The organism is Thermodesulfomicrobium thermophilum DSM 16697 (genome assembly GCF_059568695.1).
The window spans coordinates 91565-107026 of the sequence record NZ_JCANTW010000014.1 but is presented as its reverse complement, the minus strand read 5'-3'; the positions used below and the strand labels follow the sequence as shown (position 1 = coordinate 107026).

The following is a 15462-nucleotide window of genomic DNA, read 5'->3' as shown; positions in this document are numbered from 1 at the left end:
GGAGCACCCATGGAGCTCTCCCTCGTCCCCATCCATAATCCGGCCCAAGACAACGTCATCCTCGGCATGTCCCATTTCATCAAGACCGTGGAAGACGTCCACGAGGCCATCGTGAGCACTGTGCCGCGGGCCCGCTTTGGCCTCGCCTTTTGCGAGGCATCGGATGTCTGTCTGGTGCGGCTCACCGGCACGGACGACGAGCTCATCGCCCTGGCCCGGGACAATGCTCTGGCCATTGGCGCGGGGCACAGCTTCGTCCTCTTTCTGCGGGACATGTATCCCATCAATATCCTGCGCACACTCAGACAGGTTCCTGAAATGGTGCGTTTTTTCTGCGCCACCGCCAACCCCGTGCAGGTGATCGTGGCAACGACCGATCAGGGCAGGGGTATTCTCGGCGTGGTGGACGGATTTTCCCCCAAGGGCGTGGAAGGTCCGGACGACGTGGAGAAGCGTCGGGCGTTCTTGCGCACCATCGGCTACAAATTTTAAGGAGGCTCGTGTGGACCAACACGTAGACGTTCTCATCATCGGCCAGGGCCCGGCCGGGCTTTCCGCCGCCATCTACACCGCACGCGCCGGCATGGATACGCTCATTCTGGGCTGCGCGCCCAAGGTGGCCGGAGACTACGCCATCGACAACTACTTCGGCTTTACCGAGACCATTTCGGGTAAGGAGCTCATCGAGCGCGGCCGCATCCAGGCGGCCAAGTTCGGGGCGGAGATCCGCTGCGAACGGGTGCTCTCCATCCACCTCCTCGACGACGGCAGCTTTGAGGTGGTGACCGAAGCAGGCACGGTCCATGCCCAGGCCATCATCCTCGCCACGGGCGTGTCCCGCGTGCGGCCCAATATCCCCGACCTCGCCCGCTTCGAAGGCAAGGGCGTATCCTATTGTGTGAGCTGCGACGGCTATTTCGTACGCGGCAAGCCCGTGCTCGTGGTGGGAGAAGGCAATTTCGCCGCCAACCAGGCACTGGAACTCCTCCAGTATACCCCCAAGGTCACCCTGTGCACCCAGGGAAAAGAACCCGCCATGAACGCGGATTTCCGCCGCCGCCTGGAAGAGGCGAACATCCCCATCCGCACCACGAGCATCCAGGCCCTGGAAGGCGACAAGTTTTTGGAACAGGTGCGCTTCGATGACGGCACCACCCTGGACGTGGACGGTCTGTTCGTGGCCATGGGGGAGGCGTCCTCCTCGGACTTTGCCTACACCCTGGGTCTGACCCGCAACGGGGTCTTTTTGGAAGCCGACTGCGAGCAGCGGACCAATGTCCCCGGGGTCTTCGCTGCCGGCGACTGTGTCGGGCGCTTTCTCCAAATCAGTGTGGCTGTGGGCGAAGGGGCCATCGCCGCCCGCTCCGCCATCGACTACGTCAAAAAACGGCGCAAACAGCCTTGACGCCACCCCAAGCCGCGCCCTAACCAGCGCGGCCACAGCGGGCCCATAGCTCAACTGGCAGAGCCCCCGGCTCATAACCGGATGGTTCCAGGTTCAAGCCCTGGTGGGCCCACCATCTTCGTCTCCACAAGGATCGCTCTTTCCATGGAACCTCTCCATATTCAAAACTGCTACCCTCCGCAGTACCAGTGCTGCTATGGATGCGGGGTAAGCAACCCCCAGGCCTTGGGGGTCGCCACTTTCTGGGACGGCGCCGTCGGCCACGCCACCTTTACCCCCAAACCCGAACACACCGCTGTGCCGGGATTCGTCTACGGCGGGCTTTTGGCCTCATTGGTGGACTGTCACGGAGTGGCCACCGCGGCGGCGGCCATCGCCGATGACCCCCGGCATCCGCCGCGCCTGGTGACCGCCTCCTTGCAGGTCCAGTTCCTCCGCCCCACCCCCCTGGGGCCGCCCCTCGAACTGACCGCCCGTCTCACGGAACGTCGCGGCCGCAAGGCCGTGGTGCAGGTGGAAATCTCCGTCCAGGGAAACGTGACGGTACGCGGTGAGGTGGTGGCTGCCCCTATCCCGGCGCACATGGCCCAGCCGGCCACGGCCTCCATGGGATGATCCCAGGCGGAGCTCATCCGCGCGTTCCGCATTCTCTCTTGTCCAAAAGCGTATTTTTGGGCAGTATAGGACTGCAGTATCCACAGGAGGGAGTATGTATCGTGCGCTTTGGGCTTTGCTTCTGGGACTCGTACTTGCCGCCCCCTGCGTTGCGGCGCCCAACGAATCGGTATGGAGCGTCCGCCTCGCCGGACCGCCGGTCTTCGGACCAGGGGTGTGGGAACGGGACGGCATCGTCTACGCCGGGGCGTTTCTCCATCAGGAGGAGGCACAGTCACTGGCCGCCGCCTTTGCCGGAGCCGCTGCCGTCTTTCTGCCGGCACCCCAAACCCACGAGTGGCGGCCGTGGCGACAGCGCATCACCTTGGCCTCCCTGGGGTGGGATGCGCCGCGCGTGGCCCAGGGCGTGGACCCCTTTTTCACCCTGCGCCTGCCCTGGCTCGAAGGGGCAGAAGCCCGGGGAAGCCGCATACTGCTGCAACTCCATTTTCCTCCAGGGCTGCGTGCTCCCTCCCGGGTGGAGGTATGGGCCAAAGGGATGCCGCTCATGGCAGCGCCGGTACGCGGCGAAGCCATGAACCTCGAAGTCCCGCTCGATCCACTGGCGGCGCTGCCCCAAGGCGAAGTGGTGGAGTTTCAAATCCGCGGCACCCTCTCCATCACGGAAGACCGCTGCCTGGATGCCCAAAGCGGGGCGCTCTGGATGCGCATCGACCCGTCCTCGGCCCTGGATGTGGTGCGCACGACCCCAGCCCGCACGGTGCGGGGCGCAGTCCTCGAGGCCGCCCTTTTGGGCGCACGGCTCATCCAGCGCACCAATGGCCGACCGTATCTGGAGGCCGTCTGCCGCCTGGCCGCCGCCATGGGCCAATTGGCCTGGCGGGATGATGTGGTGGAGCTGGCCGCCGCTCCCGGATTTGGCCCCAGCATCGTGGTGGCCGACATCCCCCAGGACATCCTCTGGACCGGGTCCACCCTCTACCTCTCTCCTCAAGGGGCGCAGCTCATCGCCTTACAGTGGACGCCCGCACTCCTCACCCAGGGCGTCCGCGCGGCGAACGCTGCCCAGCCGCCCAGCGCCCTCCCGGCGGCCACCATCCCCTTGGCCACCCTGGGACAGACCGGAGCCACGGTGCGCGGCCAGGGGGACTTGGTGATCCCCATCCGTCTGGACGTGGCCCAACTGGGCGCCTGGCCCCGGGTCTTGGTTGCGGGGCTCTCCTTCTCCCACAGCGCCGTCCCGGAAAAGGACCAGGCCGCCGTCATCCTTCGCCTCAACGGTCATGTGCTCGAAAGCCAGGAACTGCGCGGATCTGCCTCCCGGCGTCTCCTGCGGGTGGAGATTCCCGGCCGCCTGCTGCACGGTGCCAACCTCCTCGAGGTGGTCTTCCGCTACACCCCGCAAACCGGGGCATGCGCCGGCCCCTCCCAGCCCGTGCTCGAGGCAAGCCTGCTCGGGGACTCCTTTGTGGAAGTCCAAGGGGAACTGTTCGCGCCCCCGCTTTCCCTGGCCTCCTTCGCCGCCCAGGCCCTCGGGGACGGCCTGGTGGTCTCCTCCAAGGACCACGCTCAGTATACCCCCAATCTCGTGGCCCTCTGCCAGGCCTTGGGCCGGCAAAATCCCACTGCGCTCCATCTCCACATGGCCACGCCGCAGGACGCATCCCACGGCGGCTTTGTCCTCACCGACGACCTGTCGCTGCCGGGGATCACCCCTGTAGCCTTGCCTCTCGAACCCACGGAAATCCGCAACCCCCTCACCGGGGCGGTCCTCGCCCGCTTTACCCCAGAAGATCCCCCCTCTCTGGCGCAGACCTTCCGCGACCCTCAGGGCCGACCCGTGCTTGCCGTCAGTGGCCCGGCGCTCCTTCCGCAGCGTCTCGCCTCCTTGCTGCAAAACGCCGGCGGGGCCAACCTCATGATCGCCCGCGACGATCTTTGGCAGTTTTTGGAAATCGGTGACAAGTTTGCCCTCGTGCAACCCGCCGCCAAAGGCGTGCTGTGGTACCTCGCACGCTACCGCCTCATCCTCTTTGGAGTCCTCGGCGCCCTTTTCCTCGCCGGGCTCATCATCCTGTACCTGCGAGCCGGACGGAGGCCTCACGCATGACCATCCTCCACACCGCCATACTCCTCGTCCTGTGGAGCGTCTCGGCCTATGCCGGGGCCTGGGTCCAACCCGAAGGCGCCGTCTTCGTGTCCCTCAAGACGCTGGTGACCACCACGGACCGCTTTTTCGACGAAAACGGAAACATCCATCAGCGCGGCGGCTGGTTCACCAAGTATGAGGTCAACCCCTACCTGGAGTACGGACTCACCGAGCGTGACACCGTGTCCGTCAACATCCTGGCCCAGCGCCTCACGGACTCGGCCACGGACGCCGCCACCACCGGCCTTGCGGATCTGGAGCTCGGCTGGCGCCGCAGCCTGTGGAGAAGTGATACCACCATCCTCTCCGCCCAGCTCACGGCCTTCATCCCCACAGGCTACAGCCTGGAGGACTCCCCCAGCCTGGGCTATGACCGCCTCGGGCTAGAGCCCTCCTTATGGGTCGGCCGCGGATTCGTCTTCGCAGGACGAAACGGCTACCTGGAGGCCCAAACAGGCCTGCGCTGGTACGCAGGCTACCCTTCGGAGCAGCTCCGGGCCCAGGCCACGGGAAGTTACGACCTCTTTCCCTGGCTCTCCCCCTTCGCCACCCTGGAGCTCCACTACGGCCTCGGCAACGGCGAAGACCGCGAGGAAGGCGGCCAGACCATCGTGGCCGACTACCGGCTCCTCAAAGGGATCTTGGGCGCGGTCATCCCCGTGACGGAGCGCCTGCGGCTGACCGCAGCCTGGCAACAGCACCTCTGGGGGGAAAACACCGGACTGGACGGCGGGGCCTATGTGGGTGTGTGGGTGCTCTTTTAGGGATACAGACGCCCCGCAGCTGGGAGAAGTCCTCCTCCACCTGGGACTGGTCAGGCCAGAAGACATCGAGGAGGCCCTCGCCATCCAAAAGGAGCGCGGCGGCCGCCTGGGCTGGATCCTCATGAGCCTGGGGAAGATCCGACGCCTGGACCTCTTTCGCGCCTTGGGGAAACACTACTGCATCCCCTTGCACGCAGAAGGGGTGGACGCCCTGCTGCGGCATGCCGATCCCAAGCTTGCCCGCGCCCTTCCCCTGCGCGAGGTCATCTCCCGCCATATCCTGCCCTGGCGCCGGGAGAAAGATCGCCTCATCCTGCTCACCGACTATCCGTGCGCTACGGATCAAAAAGCGTTTTGCGCCGCAGCCTTTCCCGATGTCTCGGAATTCTCCTTCCACCTGGTGACGGACCTCGACTTTCTGCGCCTGACCCAGCGTCTCTTTGGCCAGGAACTCCTGGATGAATCCATCCTCGGCCTCTTCTTTCGCGATCCCAAGGAATCCGCCAACCCGGTATTCACCCGCGCCCAGATCGCGGCCATCGGGGTCCTCGGTTTCGCCGCCTTGGGCCTCTTCTCCGCCCAGCCCGTGCTTGCGGTGCAGATCTTCTTTGCCGCGGTGCAAATCCTTTTTCTGATCTCCGTCCTCTTCAAACTGGTAGTGAGCCTCGTCGGCTCCGGCCAGGAACTGACCCAGCCGGTCACGGACGAGGAAGTCCGCCGCCTGCGGGACGATGAGCTTCCGGTGTACACCATCCTGGTGCCCGTCTACCGCGAACCTCAAGTGGTGGGCCAATTGGTCTCCGCCCTCAAGGCCATGGACTACCCCCAGCACAAGCTCGACGTCCTGCTCCTTCTGGAAGAAGACGACGCCGAGACCCTGGCCGCGGCCAAGGCCGCAGCGCCGCCGGGCAATTGGCGCTTCATCATCCTGCCCAACGCCCAGCCCAAGACCAAGCCCAAGGCCTGCAACTACGGGGTATTTTTCAGCCGCGGCGAATTCCTCACCATCTATGACGCCGAAGACCGCCCGGAGCCGGATCAGCTCAAAAAGGCGGTGATCGCCTTCCGCAAGCACCCGGAAAACTTCGTGTGCTTCCAGGCTGCCCTCAATTATTTCAACGCCCGGGAAAACCTCATCACCAAGCTCTTCACCTTGGAATATTCCTACTGGTTCGACTACCTCCTTCCCGGGCTCGACCGCCTGCGGCTCCCCATCCCCCTGGGCGGCACGAGCAACCACTTCCGCACCCGCATCCTCAAGGAACTCGGGGCCTGGGACCCCTTCAACGTCACCGAAGACGCCGACCTCGGCATCCGTGCCTGCGCCAATGGGTTTCAGGTGGGCATCATCAACTCCACCACCTTCGAAGAGGCCAATAGCCGCTATGGCAACTGGATCCGCCAGCGCTCCCGCTGGATCAAAGGCTATATGCAGACCGCACTGGTCTACAACCGCCACCCCATCCGGATGCTGCGCCGCATCGGCCTCAAAAATTGGCTGGGATTCCAACTCTTCGTTGCGGGAACACCACTCCTCTTTCTCTGCAATCCCATTGTCTGGAGCGTCTTTCTCCTGTGGCTGTGCACCGGGACCAAGGCCTTGGATCCATTCTTCCCGCCGCTTCTGGTGTATATCGGCCTTTTCAACCTCATCATTGGCAACTTCCTCGGCATCTATCTCAACATGATCGCCGTGTACCGGCGCAAACTCTACAGCCTCCTGCCGGTGGCGCTCATCAACCCCCTCTACTGGCTCTTCTTCCACTCCATCGCCGCGTACAAGGCGCTCTGGCAACTGGTGTCCAAACCGTTTTATTGGGAAAAAACCGACCATGGGCTCACCAGCGTCAATGCGCCCCACTAGGTGGCTCCTCCTGGCAATCTGGGCAGCGAGCACCATCGTCTTCAGCGTGTGGAACACCGCGCTCATGGATCTTGGCCTCGGAGAGCGGGAACTGCTCTACCTGGGGGAAAAGGCCCTGCTCGTCTTTCACGGCCGCCCGCCGCTCCTGGAAAATCTCGGTTTCGTCTTTCCACCGCTGCCATATGCCTTCGTCCTCGTCTTGCGCAGTCCCCTCGTGGGTGCTGCGGCCATCGGCGGCGTCCTTCTGTGCGCGCTCCTTGTCTGGATGCGCCACAGCCCCCTGGACGGGTACACCCGCGGCCTTGCCCTGCTTGTGGCCGCCACTCCTCCCGGACTTTGGCTCCTTACGCAAAGCCCCCGCATGGCGCTGCTCACCGGGGCGCTGCTCGCCTCCTTCGTATGGCTTCGGCGCTACTGCGCCACCCGCGCCACCCTGCACCTCTTTCTCTTTGGGCTGACGTCTTCCGCCATTTTTCTTGCCGCCTACGAAGCCGTGGTGCTGGTCCCGTTCATGGTGTTGCCGCTGCTTCGCGAGCCGCGAGACATGCGGGAAAAAGCGGCCATCCTGACCACGGCGCTCATGCCCTCGGCCTTCATGGTGGGCGGATGGGTGTATCTCAACTGGATCTTTCTCGGTGATCCGTGGGCCTTTCTCGCAGGCTGGAAAACCGCCCTCGCCGAAAGCGCCGCGTACCCCCCGGGACTTGATGCCGGACTGCGACACGCGGCGCTCTTTGTGCGCACCCACGCCCTGGCCCTGGCGCCATGGTTCCTCGCCACCGTGGATGTGCTGCGCCGCCGCCCCGGCTGCTGGCCTGCCACCCTGGCTTTGCTGGCCACTCCAGCGGCGTGGGTGATCCTCCAAGGGACACTGGGGACCCCGGCGAACGCCACCGTTCTCCCCCTGTTTTGGGCCTGCGCCGTGGTGAGCCACGGCACTCCGGACTGCGCCGCCTGCACCCTAGGGACCCCGCGCACGCTGTTGCCCCTGTCGCTGGCCGTGGCCTTTTTCTGGACTTGGGGAACCAGCCTCGTGGACGACACCCAACCCCTGTATCGCGCGCTCCACGGCCTTCCCGCGCCCAGCACCTGGTCATCCACCCAAAACCTCGTCGCCACGCTGCGTGCCGAGGCCGGCACAGTGCTCCTCGACGACACCCGCCTCTTTCCCGTGGTCTATCTGGAAGGCCGCCCCCAACGCTTTCTGTTGCCCTACGAATACGAATTCGAAAGCGCGGTGCGCACCCCCGCCCTCTTTGCCCGCTTCGTGCTCGTGGATAGCCTGGGCGATGACCGCATCACCCGCGTGCATCCCCTGGCCCGCATCGGGATGCTGCAAGGCTATTTCCTTCGCGCCCGTTATGGGCATCTCCTCCTTTACGAACGGCAACGCTCCACGGCGCCGCTTCCCGCGCTTTTTTCGCCGCCCAACCGCTGATCCCGGTAGCCTTCAAGAAACCCAGGCATACCGCCGCAGCGTGCACGAATCTTGCTAAAGTCTTCGGCAACCATCTTCTGGAGCTGTCCATGCCGCCCTTTCGCTTCCGTCTGCAGCAAGTCCTGAACTACCGCGAGCGCCTCGAAGACGAGGCGAAACTCGCCCTGGCCCAAGCGGAAAGCGCCCTGGCCGCCGAACGCCTGCGCCTGAAGCGTCTCGAAGAGGACCTGGAGACCGCGCGCTCGAGCCTCCGCCAAGAGGCCCGGTGCGCGGCGGATTTCTGGCTCTGGCAGCCGTATGTCCAACGCCTTACCGAACAACGCGCCGCCAGTCTGCGCCGCCTTGACGAGCTTGCCGCAGCCGTCGCATCCTGCCAAAAACAACTGCAGCAGCGCTCCATGGAGCGCCGCCTCGTGGATAAACTCCGCCACCGCCACCTGCAGCGACACACCTATGAAGAAAACCGCCGCAACCAATGCACCCTCGACGAAACCGCGACCCTGGCGTACTGCCGTCGGGATGACTAGGCTTTTCGCCCTGCTGGCGCTCTTGGCCCTGGTGAAGCTCGGCGCCATTGCGACCCTTGCCTGGGCCCCGTCCCTGCCGGCACCCGCTCAAGCTGCGCAGGACAATGCTTCGGCGCCGCCGGCCCCAGCCGCCCCCGCCGCATCGCCCTCCAACGCATCCGACGACACGCCGCTCCCCGTGCGGCTCCAGGAACTGCGCGAACGCGAGCAGGCCCTAAACCAGCGGGAAGCCAGCCTGCGCGCCCTGGAAGAACAGCTGGACCGCAAACTCCAGGAGCTCAAAACCTTGCAAGCCCAGGTACAGGCCCTGCTCGACAAGGCCGACGTGCTCAAGGACGAAAAGATCCGCCACCTGGTGGACGTCTACAGCAACATGAAGCCACAGCAGGCAGGCCAGACCCTGGAATCCCTGGACGAAGCCATCGCCGTCAAAATCCTGGCAGGCATGACCGGACGCAAGGCCGGAGAAATCCTCTCCACCGTGCGGCCGGACAAGGCGGCCAAACTCTCCGAGGCCCTCACCCGCCTGCAAACGCCCTTCGGGACCCAGTAGTGCCGCGCATCCGCCTCATCCTGGCCTACACCGGCACCCACTACCATGGCTGGCAACTCCAGGCCCACGGCCCCACGGTGCAAGGGACCGTGGAAGCCGCCCTCGAGCGCCTGGTGGGCGTCCCCACGCGGGTGCACGGGGCCGGCCGCACCGACGCCGGGGTCCACGCCGTGGGGCAGGTGGCCCATTTCGACGTTGCCCACGAAAAACGCCACATCCCCTGGCAGCGGGCCCTCAACGCGGTGCTGCCCGGCGACATCTGCGTGCGCGAAGCCAGCGAAGTGGATGCGGACTTTCATGCCCGCTTCAGCGCCACCGCCAAGGAGTACAGCTATACCTTGTGGACCGAGCCGGCCTTTGTGCTTCCCCAGCGCCGCCCCTTCACCTGGGCCACCGGTCCCCTGGACCTCGCGGCCATGGACGCGGCCGCCCGCCATCTCGTAGGCACCCACGACTTTGCCAGCTTCCAAAACGCCGGCACCCCGGTGCGGGATACCTGCCGCACCCTGACGACCATCACCCGCTCCCCAGGCCCGACCCCCTGGGAATGGACCCTACGCTTTGAGGCCAATGGCTTTCTCAAACAAATGGTACGCAACATAGTGGGGCTGCTCGTGGCCGTGGGCCGTGGCCGCATCACCGAAGCAGCGGTGCCGGGCATCCTGGCAGCGCGTGACCGCAAGGCCGCGCCGAGCACCGCGCCCGCCCAGGGGCTCTGCCTCGAATGGGTGCGTTACGACCACGGGTAAAGATCTTCCACGCCCAGCCGATAGAATACGTGTACTTCTATCCTCCTGGAGCATCCATGGCCCTGACCGACTTCGAGCGTCTGTTCATCGCCGACACCGCCAACGCCCTCTGGCAGCAGGACTGGCTGCTCAATGTCTACTTCCAGGGCTCCACCGTGGGGGCCAATCTGCGGCGCATGGTCCTGGGAAAGCCCCCGCTCATTCCCCTCACCAACCCTTCGGACGAGGCCATCACCGGACGGCTGCGGGCAGACTCCCGCAGCATCGGCCAAAACGCCCGCAACGTGCGCGAAGCAGCCAGCATGGTGGGCATGGCGGCCAGCAGCGTAGGGAGCATGAAGGATATCCTCCAGGAGATGAAAGACCTCGCCGATGCCGTGGACGCCGGCACTATCTCCGCTTCAGTGGCCCAGACGCAGTATGACCCCCTCTACGCCAAGCTGCAAAGCATCGTGGATACCACCGAGTACAACGGGATCCCCTTGCTCAACGGCAGCACCTGGCCCACAGACCGCATCGACGCCCAAGGCCGGGTCTATATCCAGGGGCTGCCCCAGGACGGCTTTTTCATCGCCTTCCAGCGCCTGGACGACACCAGTGTCCTCGACTGGGCCACCATCAACGCCGACTTGAGCGACCCCACGGCCCGAGCAAATGCCATCACCGCCTTGTCTTCCGCCATCACCGGCACCGAGACTCTGGCGGACATCTACACGCGCCGCGAGGAAAACCTCACCGGCCACGCAAGCCAACTCCAGGCCCAATCGGACCTCCTGGCCCAGGCCGCCGAGGCCCGGCGCGTCACCCCCACCCTGTCCATCGAAGAGGTCTTCCTGCGCTTGCTGCTGCGCTCCACCGGCACCCTGGTGGATCTTGCCGGCTGACAAACACTCCGTTTCCTCCCGCTTTCCTCCAGTTTTTGACAATACCCGGCGAAAAGGGGTACACACCTGTCAAAGTCGTCCCTAGGCTTGAGACGATTCCAGGACGCCATATCTTGGCCTCCCCAAGCCTTCCGCTGTTTTTTGAAAAACCTTGACAATTACTAAAAGTTCTCAATAAGAATTTGACGTCACGAACCCTACCAAGGAGTATCCCATGTATTTTCAACAAATCCGTGTCCCTGGCCTCGGCTGCTTTTCCTACGTGCTGGGCTGCCCTGCCGCCGGGGAGATGATCGTCGTGGACCCCAAGCGGGACGTCGACGAATACCTGCAGATCTCCCGGGATGAGGGCATGCGCATCACCCACATCATCGACACCCACGTGCACGCGGACCACGTCTCCGGGGCCCATGAGCTGGCGGCCCGCACCGGTGCGCCCATCGCCATGCACCCGGACTCCCCGGTCTCTTTCCCGTTCACCCCCCTGCCGGAAGGCACGGTGCTCACAGCCGGATCGGCCCGGCTCGAGGTCATCCACACCCCAGGGCACACGCCCCACTCCCTCTCCATCCTGGTCTCGGACCTGGCCCGCTCTGCCGAACCTTGGCTCATCCTCACCGGAGATTTGCTCTTTGTGGGCGATATCGGGCGACCGGATCTCGTGGGCGAGGCCGTACTCGAAGAGCAGATCGCCAACCTCTACCACTCCCTGTTCGTGAAGCTCGGCGCCCTGCCCGATCACCTGGAGGTCTACCCGGCCCATGGCTCCGGCTCCCTGTGCGGCAAGGGCATGAGCCCCAAGACCAGCACCACCCTGGGCTATGAACGCCGCCACAACCCGCGCCTGCAGTTCGACTCTCGCGAGGCCTTTGCCGCGGCCATGCGCCAGGACTTTCCCGTGCGCCCCAAGAGCTTCACCCACATCATCGCCACCAACGCCAAAGGCGCGCCGCTTCTCGAGCGCTGCCCGCGGGAGCTTGCCTTGAGCGTGGACGAGTTCACCCGCCACATGGAGGCCGGAGCCGTCATCATCGACGCCCGGGACGGCGTCGCCTTCGGCGGAGGGCACATCCCCGGGGCCCTCAACATCGGTCTGGAAAAGTCCCTGGCCAATTGGGTGGGCATGGTGGTGGACCCCAAGGCGCAGATCCTCCTCGTGGTCGCCGACGCCGCAGGCTTTGCCACCATGCGCACCGAGCTTATCCGCATCGGCTACGACAACATTCTCGGATACCTGGCCGGCGGCATCCAGGCCTGGATCAACGCCGGCCGTCCGGTGCATCGCCTCACGCAAATCAACGCCCATGAACTGGCCGAACGCCTCAAAGGCGCCCAACCGCCCCGGCTCGTGGACGTACGCACCCCCCAGGAATGGGCCGCCGGACGCATCCCCGGGGCCGAACACCAACCCTTCACCGAAATCCTCGCCGCCTGCTGCACCCTGCCCACCGACGAGGAGATCGTGGTCTACTGCGGCTCCGGCTACCGTTCCAACATGGCCGGTTCGTTTTTGCGGCAGCACGGCTATGCCAATGTCAAATCCCTGGCCGGCGGCATCCTGGCCTGGACCCGCTCCGGCCGGTTGCTCACCCAGGAATCTTCCTCTCCATCCGCAACCATCTAAACAAGGAGAAACGCGATGTCTGGTATCCCTCTGCTCGGCGAAGCCTTTCCGGAAATGGAAGTGGTCACCACCCACGGCACCATGAAGTTGCCGGAGGCCATGGCAGGCAAATGGTTCGTCCTCTTCTCCCACCCAGCGGACTTCACCCCGGTATGCACCACGGAATTCGTGGCCTTTCAGAAGCGCTATCCGGAATTCAAGGCCATGAATTGTGAACTCATCGGCCTGTCCATCGACCAGGTGTTTTCCCACATCAAATGGGTGCAGTGGATTGGCGAACAGCTCAAAGAAGAAATCCAGTTCCCCATCATCGCCGACGATATGGGCCGCGTCGCCGCCAAACTCGGCATGGTGCATCCAGGAAAAGGCACCAACACCGTGCGCGCGGTCTTCATCGTGGACGACAAGGGCTTCCTGCGCATCATGCTCTACTACCCGCAGGAAGTGGGCCGCAACATGGATGAGATCCTGCGCTGCGTCAAAGCCCTGCAAACCTCCGATGCCCACGGCGTGGCCATCCCCGCAGGCTGGCCCAACAACGAGCTCATCGGCGACAAGGTCATCATCCCCCCGGCCAAAGACGTGAAAACCGCCACCGAACGCACCGGCCAGGCCGACAGCTTCGACTGGTGGTTCTGCTACCGCAAGCTCTAACTCCCCCCCCGAAACACCGACGTATCCTTGGGCCGGAGCAATCCGGCCCTTGCGCGCTCCGCTGCCCCCAACACAGGCGCCCCCCATCCCCACACCCGATACACGCAGCGCCAGCCCCCTCGTCGCTCCCGCACTCCACAGCCCCCCGCCATTTGACACACGCGCCTGTAAGCCGGTACACGAACTGCTCAACGCTGAAGAAGACCCTTTTTCAGGAGGAACGATGCAGAGATACACGGCCACATACGTGCGTGACAAATTTCCATGGATTTTTCAGTGTATTCAAAATTCCTCAGATGTAGAAGAGACAAGAGAAATACTCTATAAAAAAGTCACAGAAATACAATACACCTTCTCCTCCCAAAACTACGAGGACATCTCCACCACCCAGTCCATCATCGTCCGCGATTGCGCCCGTGCCTTTCGTTCGCTTCTTGCAAAACGATCCGAAGAAATTTCCGGGATATCCTTCCCGAAAATCCTCCACGACATCGCCCATGGGGTCACTCGCGATGATCTCCAGGAAGGCTTCTTTGCAGAACTTGCCCACTTGCTTCATGGGCTTAGCGGATCGCCCCAGTTTACCATCAAAAAACCATCTCTTTATGGTGATATCAAAGGCAGAGAAGCGGCCATCATTCGTTCTCAAGAACTCGATGAGATCTCCACAACCATGGACGCGTATATATCGCGCTACGAAACAGGGCTCTCCGAGCAAGCCATAGAACGGAGGATGTCGAGAAAGGCACATATTTTGCGCACGCTTGGTGCCGACGATGCGCAGTGGAACGACTGGCATTGGCATATGCAAAACATACTCAAGACACCAGATGACATCAAAAAATGCGCAACACTCCTTCCCGATGAGGAATCAGCATTACGGCTGGCGCACCACAATACGATTCCTTTCGCCATAACGCCATATTATGCATCCCTTCTGGATGACGATCCACAGGCGCAAAGAGACTTGGCTGTCCGCGCCCAAGTGATTCCTGGAATGGAATACGTCCAAGAAATGCGTAAATACGCTCAAGGTGACGCCCAATCCCTGGACTTCATGCGCGAGGCCGACACCTCCCCCGTGGACTGCATCACCAGAAGATATCCCCGGGTCGTGATCTTGAAGCCATTCAACACGTGTCCGCAGATCTGCGTGTATTGCCAGCGCAATTGGGAGATCAAACCCGCCATGGCCCCCAACGCCATGGCAAGAAAAGATGCCTTGGATCGCGCCCTCCAGTGGATCCGCACCCACCCTGCCATCAAAGAGGTCCTCGTCACCGGCGGCGATCCACTCGCTCTGGGCGATAGCGTCCTGATGCGCATCCTCCAGGCCGTTGCCGCCATCGACCATGTGGAGTGCATCCGTATCGGCACCCGTATTCCGGTGACGCTGCCCATGCGCATCACCGACGACCTGGCCCGCTTCCTTGGCTCGCTCCGGCAACCCGGACGACGGGAAGTCTGCGTGATGACCCATGTGGAACACGTTGCTGAAGTGACCCCAGAGTTCGTCGCGGCAGTCAACCGCCTCAAGACCAACGGCGTCAGTGTCTACAACCAGCTCGTCTACACCTTCTATGTTTCCAGAAAATTCGAGGCCGCTGCGCTGCGCACACTTCTGAGAAAGTGCGGAGTGGACCCTTACTACACCTTTGTCATGAAGGGGAAAAAAGAAACCGACGCCTTCCGTGTGCCCATGGCCCGCATCCTTCAGGAGCAACAAGAAGAAGCCCGCCTTCTTCCGGGGCTGCACCGCACCGACGCTCCGGTATTCAACGTGCCGGGATTGGGAAAAAATTATGTGCGCGCTCTCCAAAACCGCGATCTCGTCGCCATCAAAGAAGACGGCGCCCGGGTGTACGAGTTCCATCCCTGGGAAAAGAACATCGTGGAGCGAGAGTCGTACGTCGGCGAGGACATCCCCATCCTCGAATACCTTGCCAAGTTGCAGGCGCTGGGGGAAAATCTCCAGGATTACGCGAGCATCTGGTATTATTACTAGAGATGGCGGCGCGCACCTTCCACCGCGCATGAAGCCGCCCGCCACCTTTCCGGCATAACGCCCCCTGAGCTCGGAAATTACCGCAGCAGCCCCTGTTCACGCCAGGGCACGGAAAAGCCACCGACCCGCGCACCCACCGACCGGAGCACACCCACCTTCTGAAGCCACCTGTGGCATCCGCCCGGCCCGCGGGGCCCTAAGAGAGAAGGCGCCGTACGGCGCCTTCTCTCC

General features: G+C 63.5%; 15 protein-coding genes and 1 tRNA gene. 15 read left to right on the top strand and 1 reads right to left on the bottom strand.

Going from position 1 to position 15462, the window contains the following annotated elements; genetic code table 11:
* The first annotated feature begins 9 nt into the window (after nt 1-9).
* From BR00_RS07830 to BR00_RS07765, 14 genes are all read left to right on the top strand, one after another.
* Nucleotides 10-492, top strand: a complete 483-nt coding sequence (locus BR00_RS07830; protein ID WP_496477035.1) for an adenosine-specific kinase — start codon at nt 10-12, stop codon at nt 490-492.
* Between the two features lie 10 nt (nt 493-502).
* A complete protein-coding gene (locus BR00_RS07825; RefSeq protein ID WP_496477034.1) occupies nt 503-1405 on the top strand; it encodes an NAD(P)/FAD-dependent oxidoreductase in 903 nt (300 codons plus the stop codon).
* Between the two features lie 39 nt (nt 1406-1444).
* Nucleotides 1445-1520 (top strand) — tRNA-Ile (locus tag BR00_RS07820).
* 29 nt (nt 1521-1549) lie between these two features.
* Nucleotides 1550-2020, top strand: a complete 471-nt coding sequence (locus BR00_RS07815; protein ID WP_496477033.1) for a PaaI family thioesterase — start codon at nt 1550-1552, stop codon at nt 2018-2020.
* Between the two features lie 94 nt (nt 2021-2114).
* Nucleotides 2115-4130 (top strand): cellulose biosynthesis cyclic di-GMP-binding regulatory protein BcsB, encoded by a 2016-nt coding sequence (locus tag BR00_RS07810; protein WP_496477032.1) that lies wholly within the window; start codon nt 2115-2117, stop codon nt 4128-4130.
* Complete coding sequence (locus tag BR00_RS07805) at nt 4127-4933, top strand: hypothetical protein (protein WP_496477031.1); 807 nt, start codon at nt 4127-4129, stop codon at nt 4931-4933. Before BR00_RS07810 ends, BR00_RS07805 begins: the two co-directional genes overlap by 4 nt.
* Entirely contained in the window at nt 4908-6797 is a 1890-nt protein-coding gene (locus BR00_RS07800; RefSeq protein ID WP_496477030.1) for a glycosyltransferase, read from the top strand. The genes BR00_RS07805 and BR00_RS07800 overlap by 26 nt, the downstream gene beginning before the upstream one ends.
* Entirely contained in the window at nt 6784-8235 is a 1452-nt protein-coding gene (locus BR00_RS07795) for a hypothetical protein (RefSeq protein WP_496477029.1), read from the top strand. The genes BR00_RS07800 and BR00_RS07795 overlap by 14 nt, the downstream gene beginning before the upstream one ends.
* Nucleotides 8236-8324: 89 nt before the next feature.
* Complete coding sequence (fliJ, locus tag BR00_RS07790; protein WP_496477028.1) at nt 8325-8762, top strand: flagellar export protein FliJ; 438 nt, start codon at nt 8325-8327, stop codon at nt 8760-8762.
* The gene (locus BR00_RS07785; protein WP_496477027.1) at nt 8755-9315 is read left to right on the top strand and encodes a MotE family protein; all 561 of its coding nucleotides are present in this window, start codon (nt 8755-8757) and stop codon (nt 9313-9315) included. The genes fliJ and BR00_RS07785 overlap by 8 nt, the downstream gene beginning before the upstream one ends.
* Nucleotides 9315-10064, top strand: coding sequence for a tRNA pseudouridine(38-40) synthase TruA (gene truA, locus BR00_RS07780; RefSeq protein WP_496477026.1), 750 nt, complete (start codon nt 9315-9317; stop codon nt 10062-10064). The genes BR00_RS07785 and truA overlap by 1 nt, the downstream gene beginning before the upstream one ends.
* Nucleotides 10065-10120: 56 nt before the next feature.
* Nucleotides 10121-10948: a flagellin N-terminal helical domain-containing protein gene (locus BR00_RS07775; RefSeq protein WP_496477025.1), complete on the top strand. Its 828-nt coding sequence runs from the start codon at nt 10121-10123 to the stop codon at nt 10946-10948.
* A 214-nt stretch (nt 10949-11162) separates the two neighbouring features.
* Nucleotides 11163-12572: an MBL fold metallo-hydrolase gene (locus BR00_RS07770; RefSeq protein ID WP_496477024.1), complete on the top strand. Its 1410-nt coding sequence runs from the start codon at nt 11163-11165 to the stop codon at nt 12570-12572.
* 15 nt (nt 12573-12587) lie between these two features.
* Nucleotides 12588-13226: a peroxiredoxin gene (locus BR00_RS07765; RefSeq protein WP_496477023.1), complete on the top strand. Its 639-nt coding sequence runs from the start codon at nt 12588-12590 to the stop codon at nt 13224-13226.
* Nucleotides 13227-13518: 292 nt separating this feature from the next.
* On the opposite strand, the gene BR00_RS07760 is transcribed toward BR00_RS07765, so the two are convergent.
* Nucleotides 13519-13875, bottom strand: a complete 357-nt coding sequence (locus tag BR00_RS07760) for a hypothetical protein (RefSeq protein WP_496477022.1) — start codon at nt 13873-13875, stop codon at nt 13519-13521.
* 24 nt (nt 13876-13899) lie between these two features.
* Between BR00_RS07760 and BR00_RS07755 the strand changes: the two genes are divergently transcribed.
* The gene (locus BR00_RS07755; protein ID WP_496477021.1) at nt 13900-15231 is read left to right on the top strand and encodes a KamA family radical SAM protein; all 1332 of its coding nucleotides are present in this window, start codon (nt 13900-13902) and stop codon (nt 15229-15231) included.
* The last annotated feature ends 231 nt before the right edge of the window (nt 15232-15462 follow it).

What these genes read in the sequence shown, in the direction of transcription:
- BR00_RS07755 (WP_496477021.1), top strand. Translation starts at nt 13,900, where the DNA reads ATGGACGCGTATATATCGCGCTACGAAACAGGGCTCTCCGAGCAAGCC.
- BR00_RS07830 (WP_496477035.1), top strand. Translation starts at nt 10, where the DNA reads ATGGAGCTCTCCCTCGTCCCCATCCATAATCCGGCCCAAGACAACGTC.
- BR00_RS07800 (WP_496477030.1), top strand. Translation starts at nt 4,908, where the DNA reads ATGTGGGTGTGTGGGTGCTCTTTTAGGGATACAGACGCCCCGCAGCTG.
- BR00_RS07805 (WP_496477031.1), top strand. Translation starts at nt 4,127, where the DNA reads ATGACCATCCTCCACACCGCCATACTCCTCGTCCTGTGGAGCGTCTCG.
- BR00_RS07785 (WP_496477027.1), top strand. Translation starts at nt 8,755, where the DNA reads ATGACTAGGCTTTTCGCCCTGCTGGCGCTCTTGGCCCTGGTGAAGCTC.
- fliJ (WP_496477028.1), top strand. Translation starts at nt 8,325, where the DNA reads ATGCCGCCCTTTCGCTTCCGTCTGCAGCAAGTCCTGAACTACCGCGAG.
- BR00_RS07815 (WP_496477033.1), top strand. Translation starts at nt 1,550, where the DNA reads ATGGAACCTCTCCATATTCAAAACTGCTACCCTCCGCAGTACCAGTGC.
- BR00_RS07795 (WP_496477029.1), top strand. Translation starts at nt 6,784, where the DNA reads ATGCGCCCCACTAGGTGGCTCCTCCTGGCAATCTGGGCAGCGAGCACC.
- BR00_RS07775 (WP_496477025.1), top strand. Translation starts at nt 10,121, where the DNA reads ATGGCCCTGACCGACTTCGAGCGTCTGTTCATCGCCGACACCGCCAAC.
- BR00_RS07810 (WP_496477032.1), top strand. Translation starts at nt 2,115, where the DNA reads ATGTATCGTGCGCTTTGGGCTTTGCTTCTGGGACTCGTACTTGCCGCC.
- BR00_RS07765 (WP_496477023.1), top strand. Translation starts at nt 12,588, where the DNA reads ATGTCTGGTATCCCTCTGCTCGGCGAAGCCTTTCCGGAAATGGAAGTG.
- BR00_RS07770 (WP_496477024.1), top strand. Translation starts at nt 11,163, where the DNA reads ATGTATTTTCAACAAATCCGTGTCCCTGGCCTCGGCTGCTTTTCCTAC.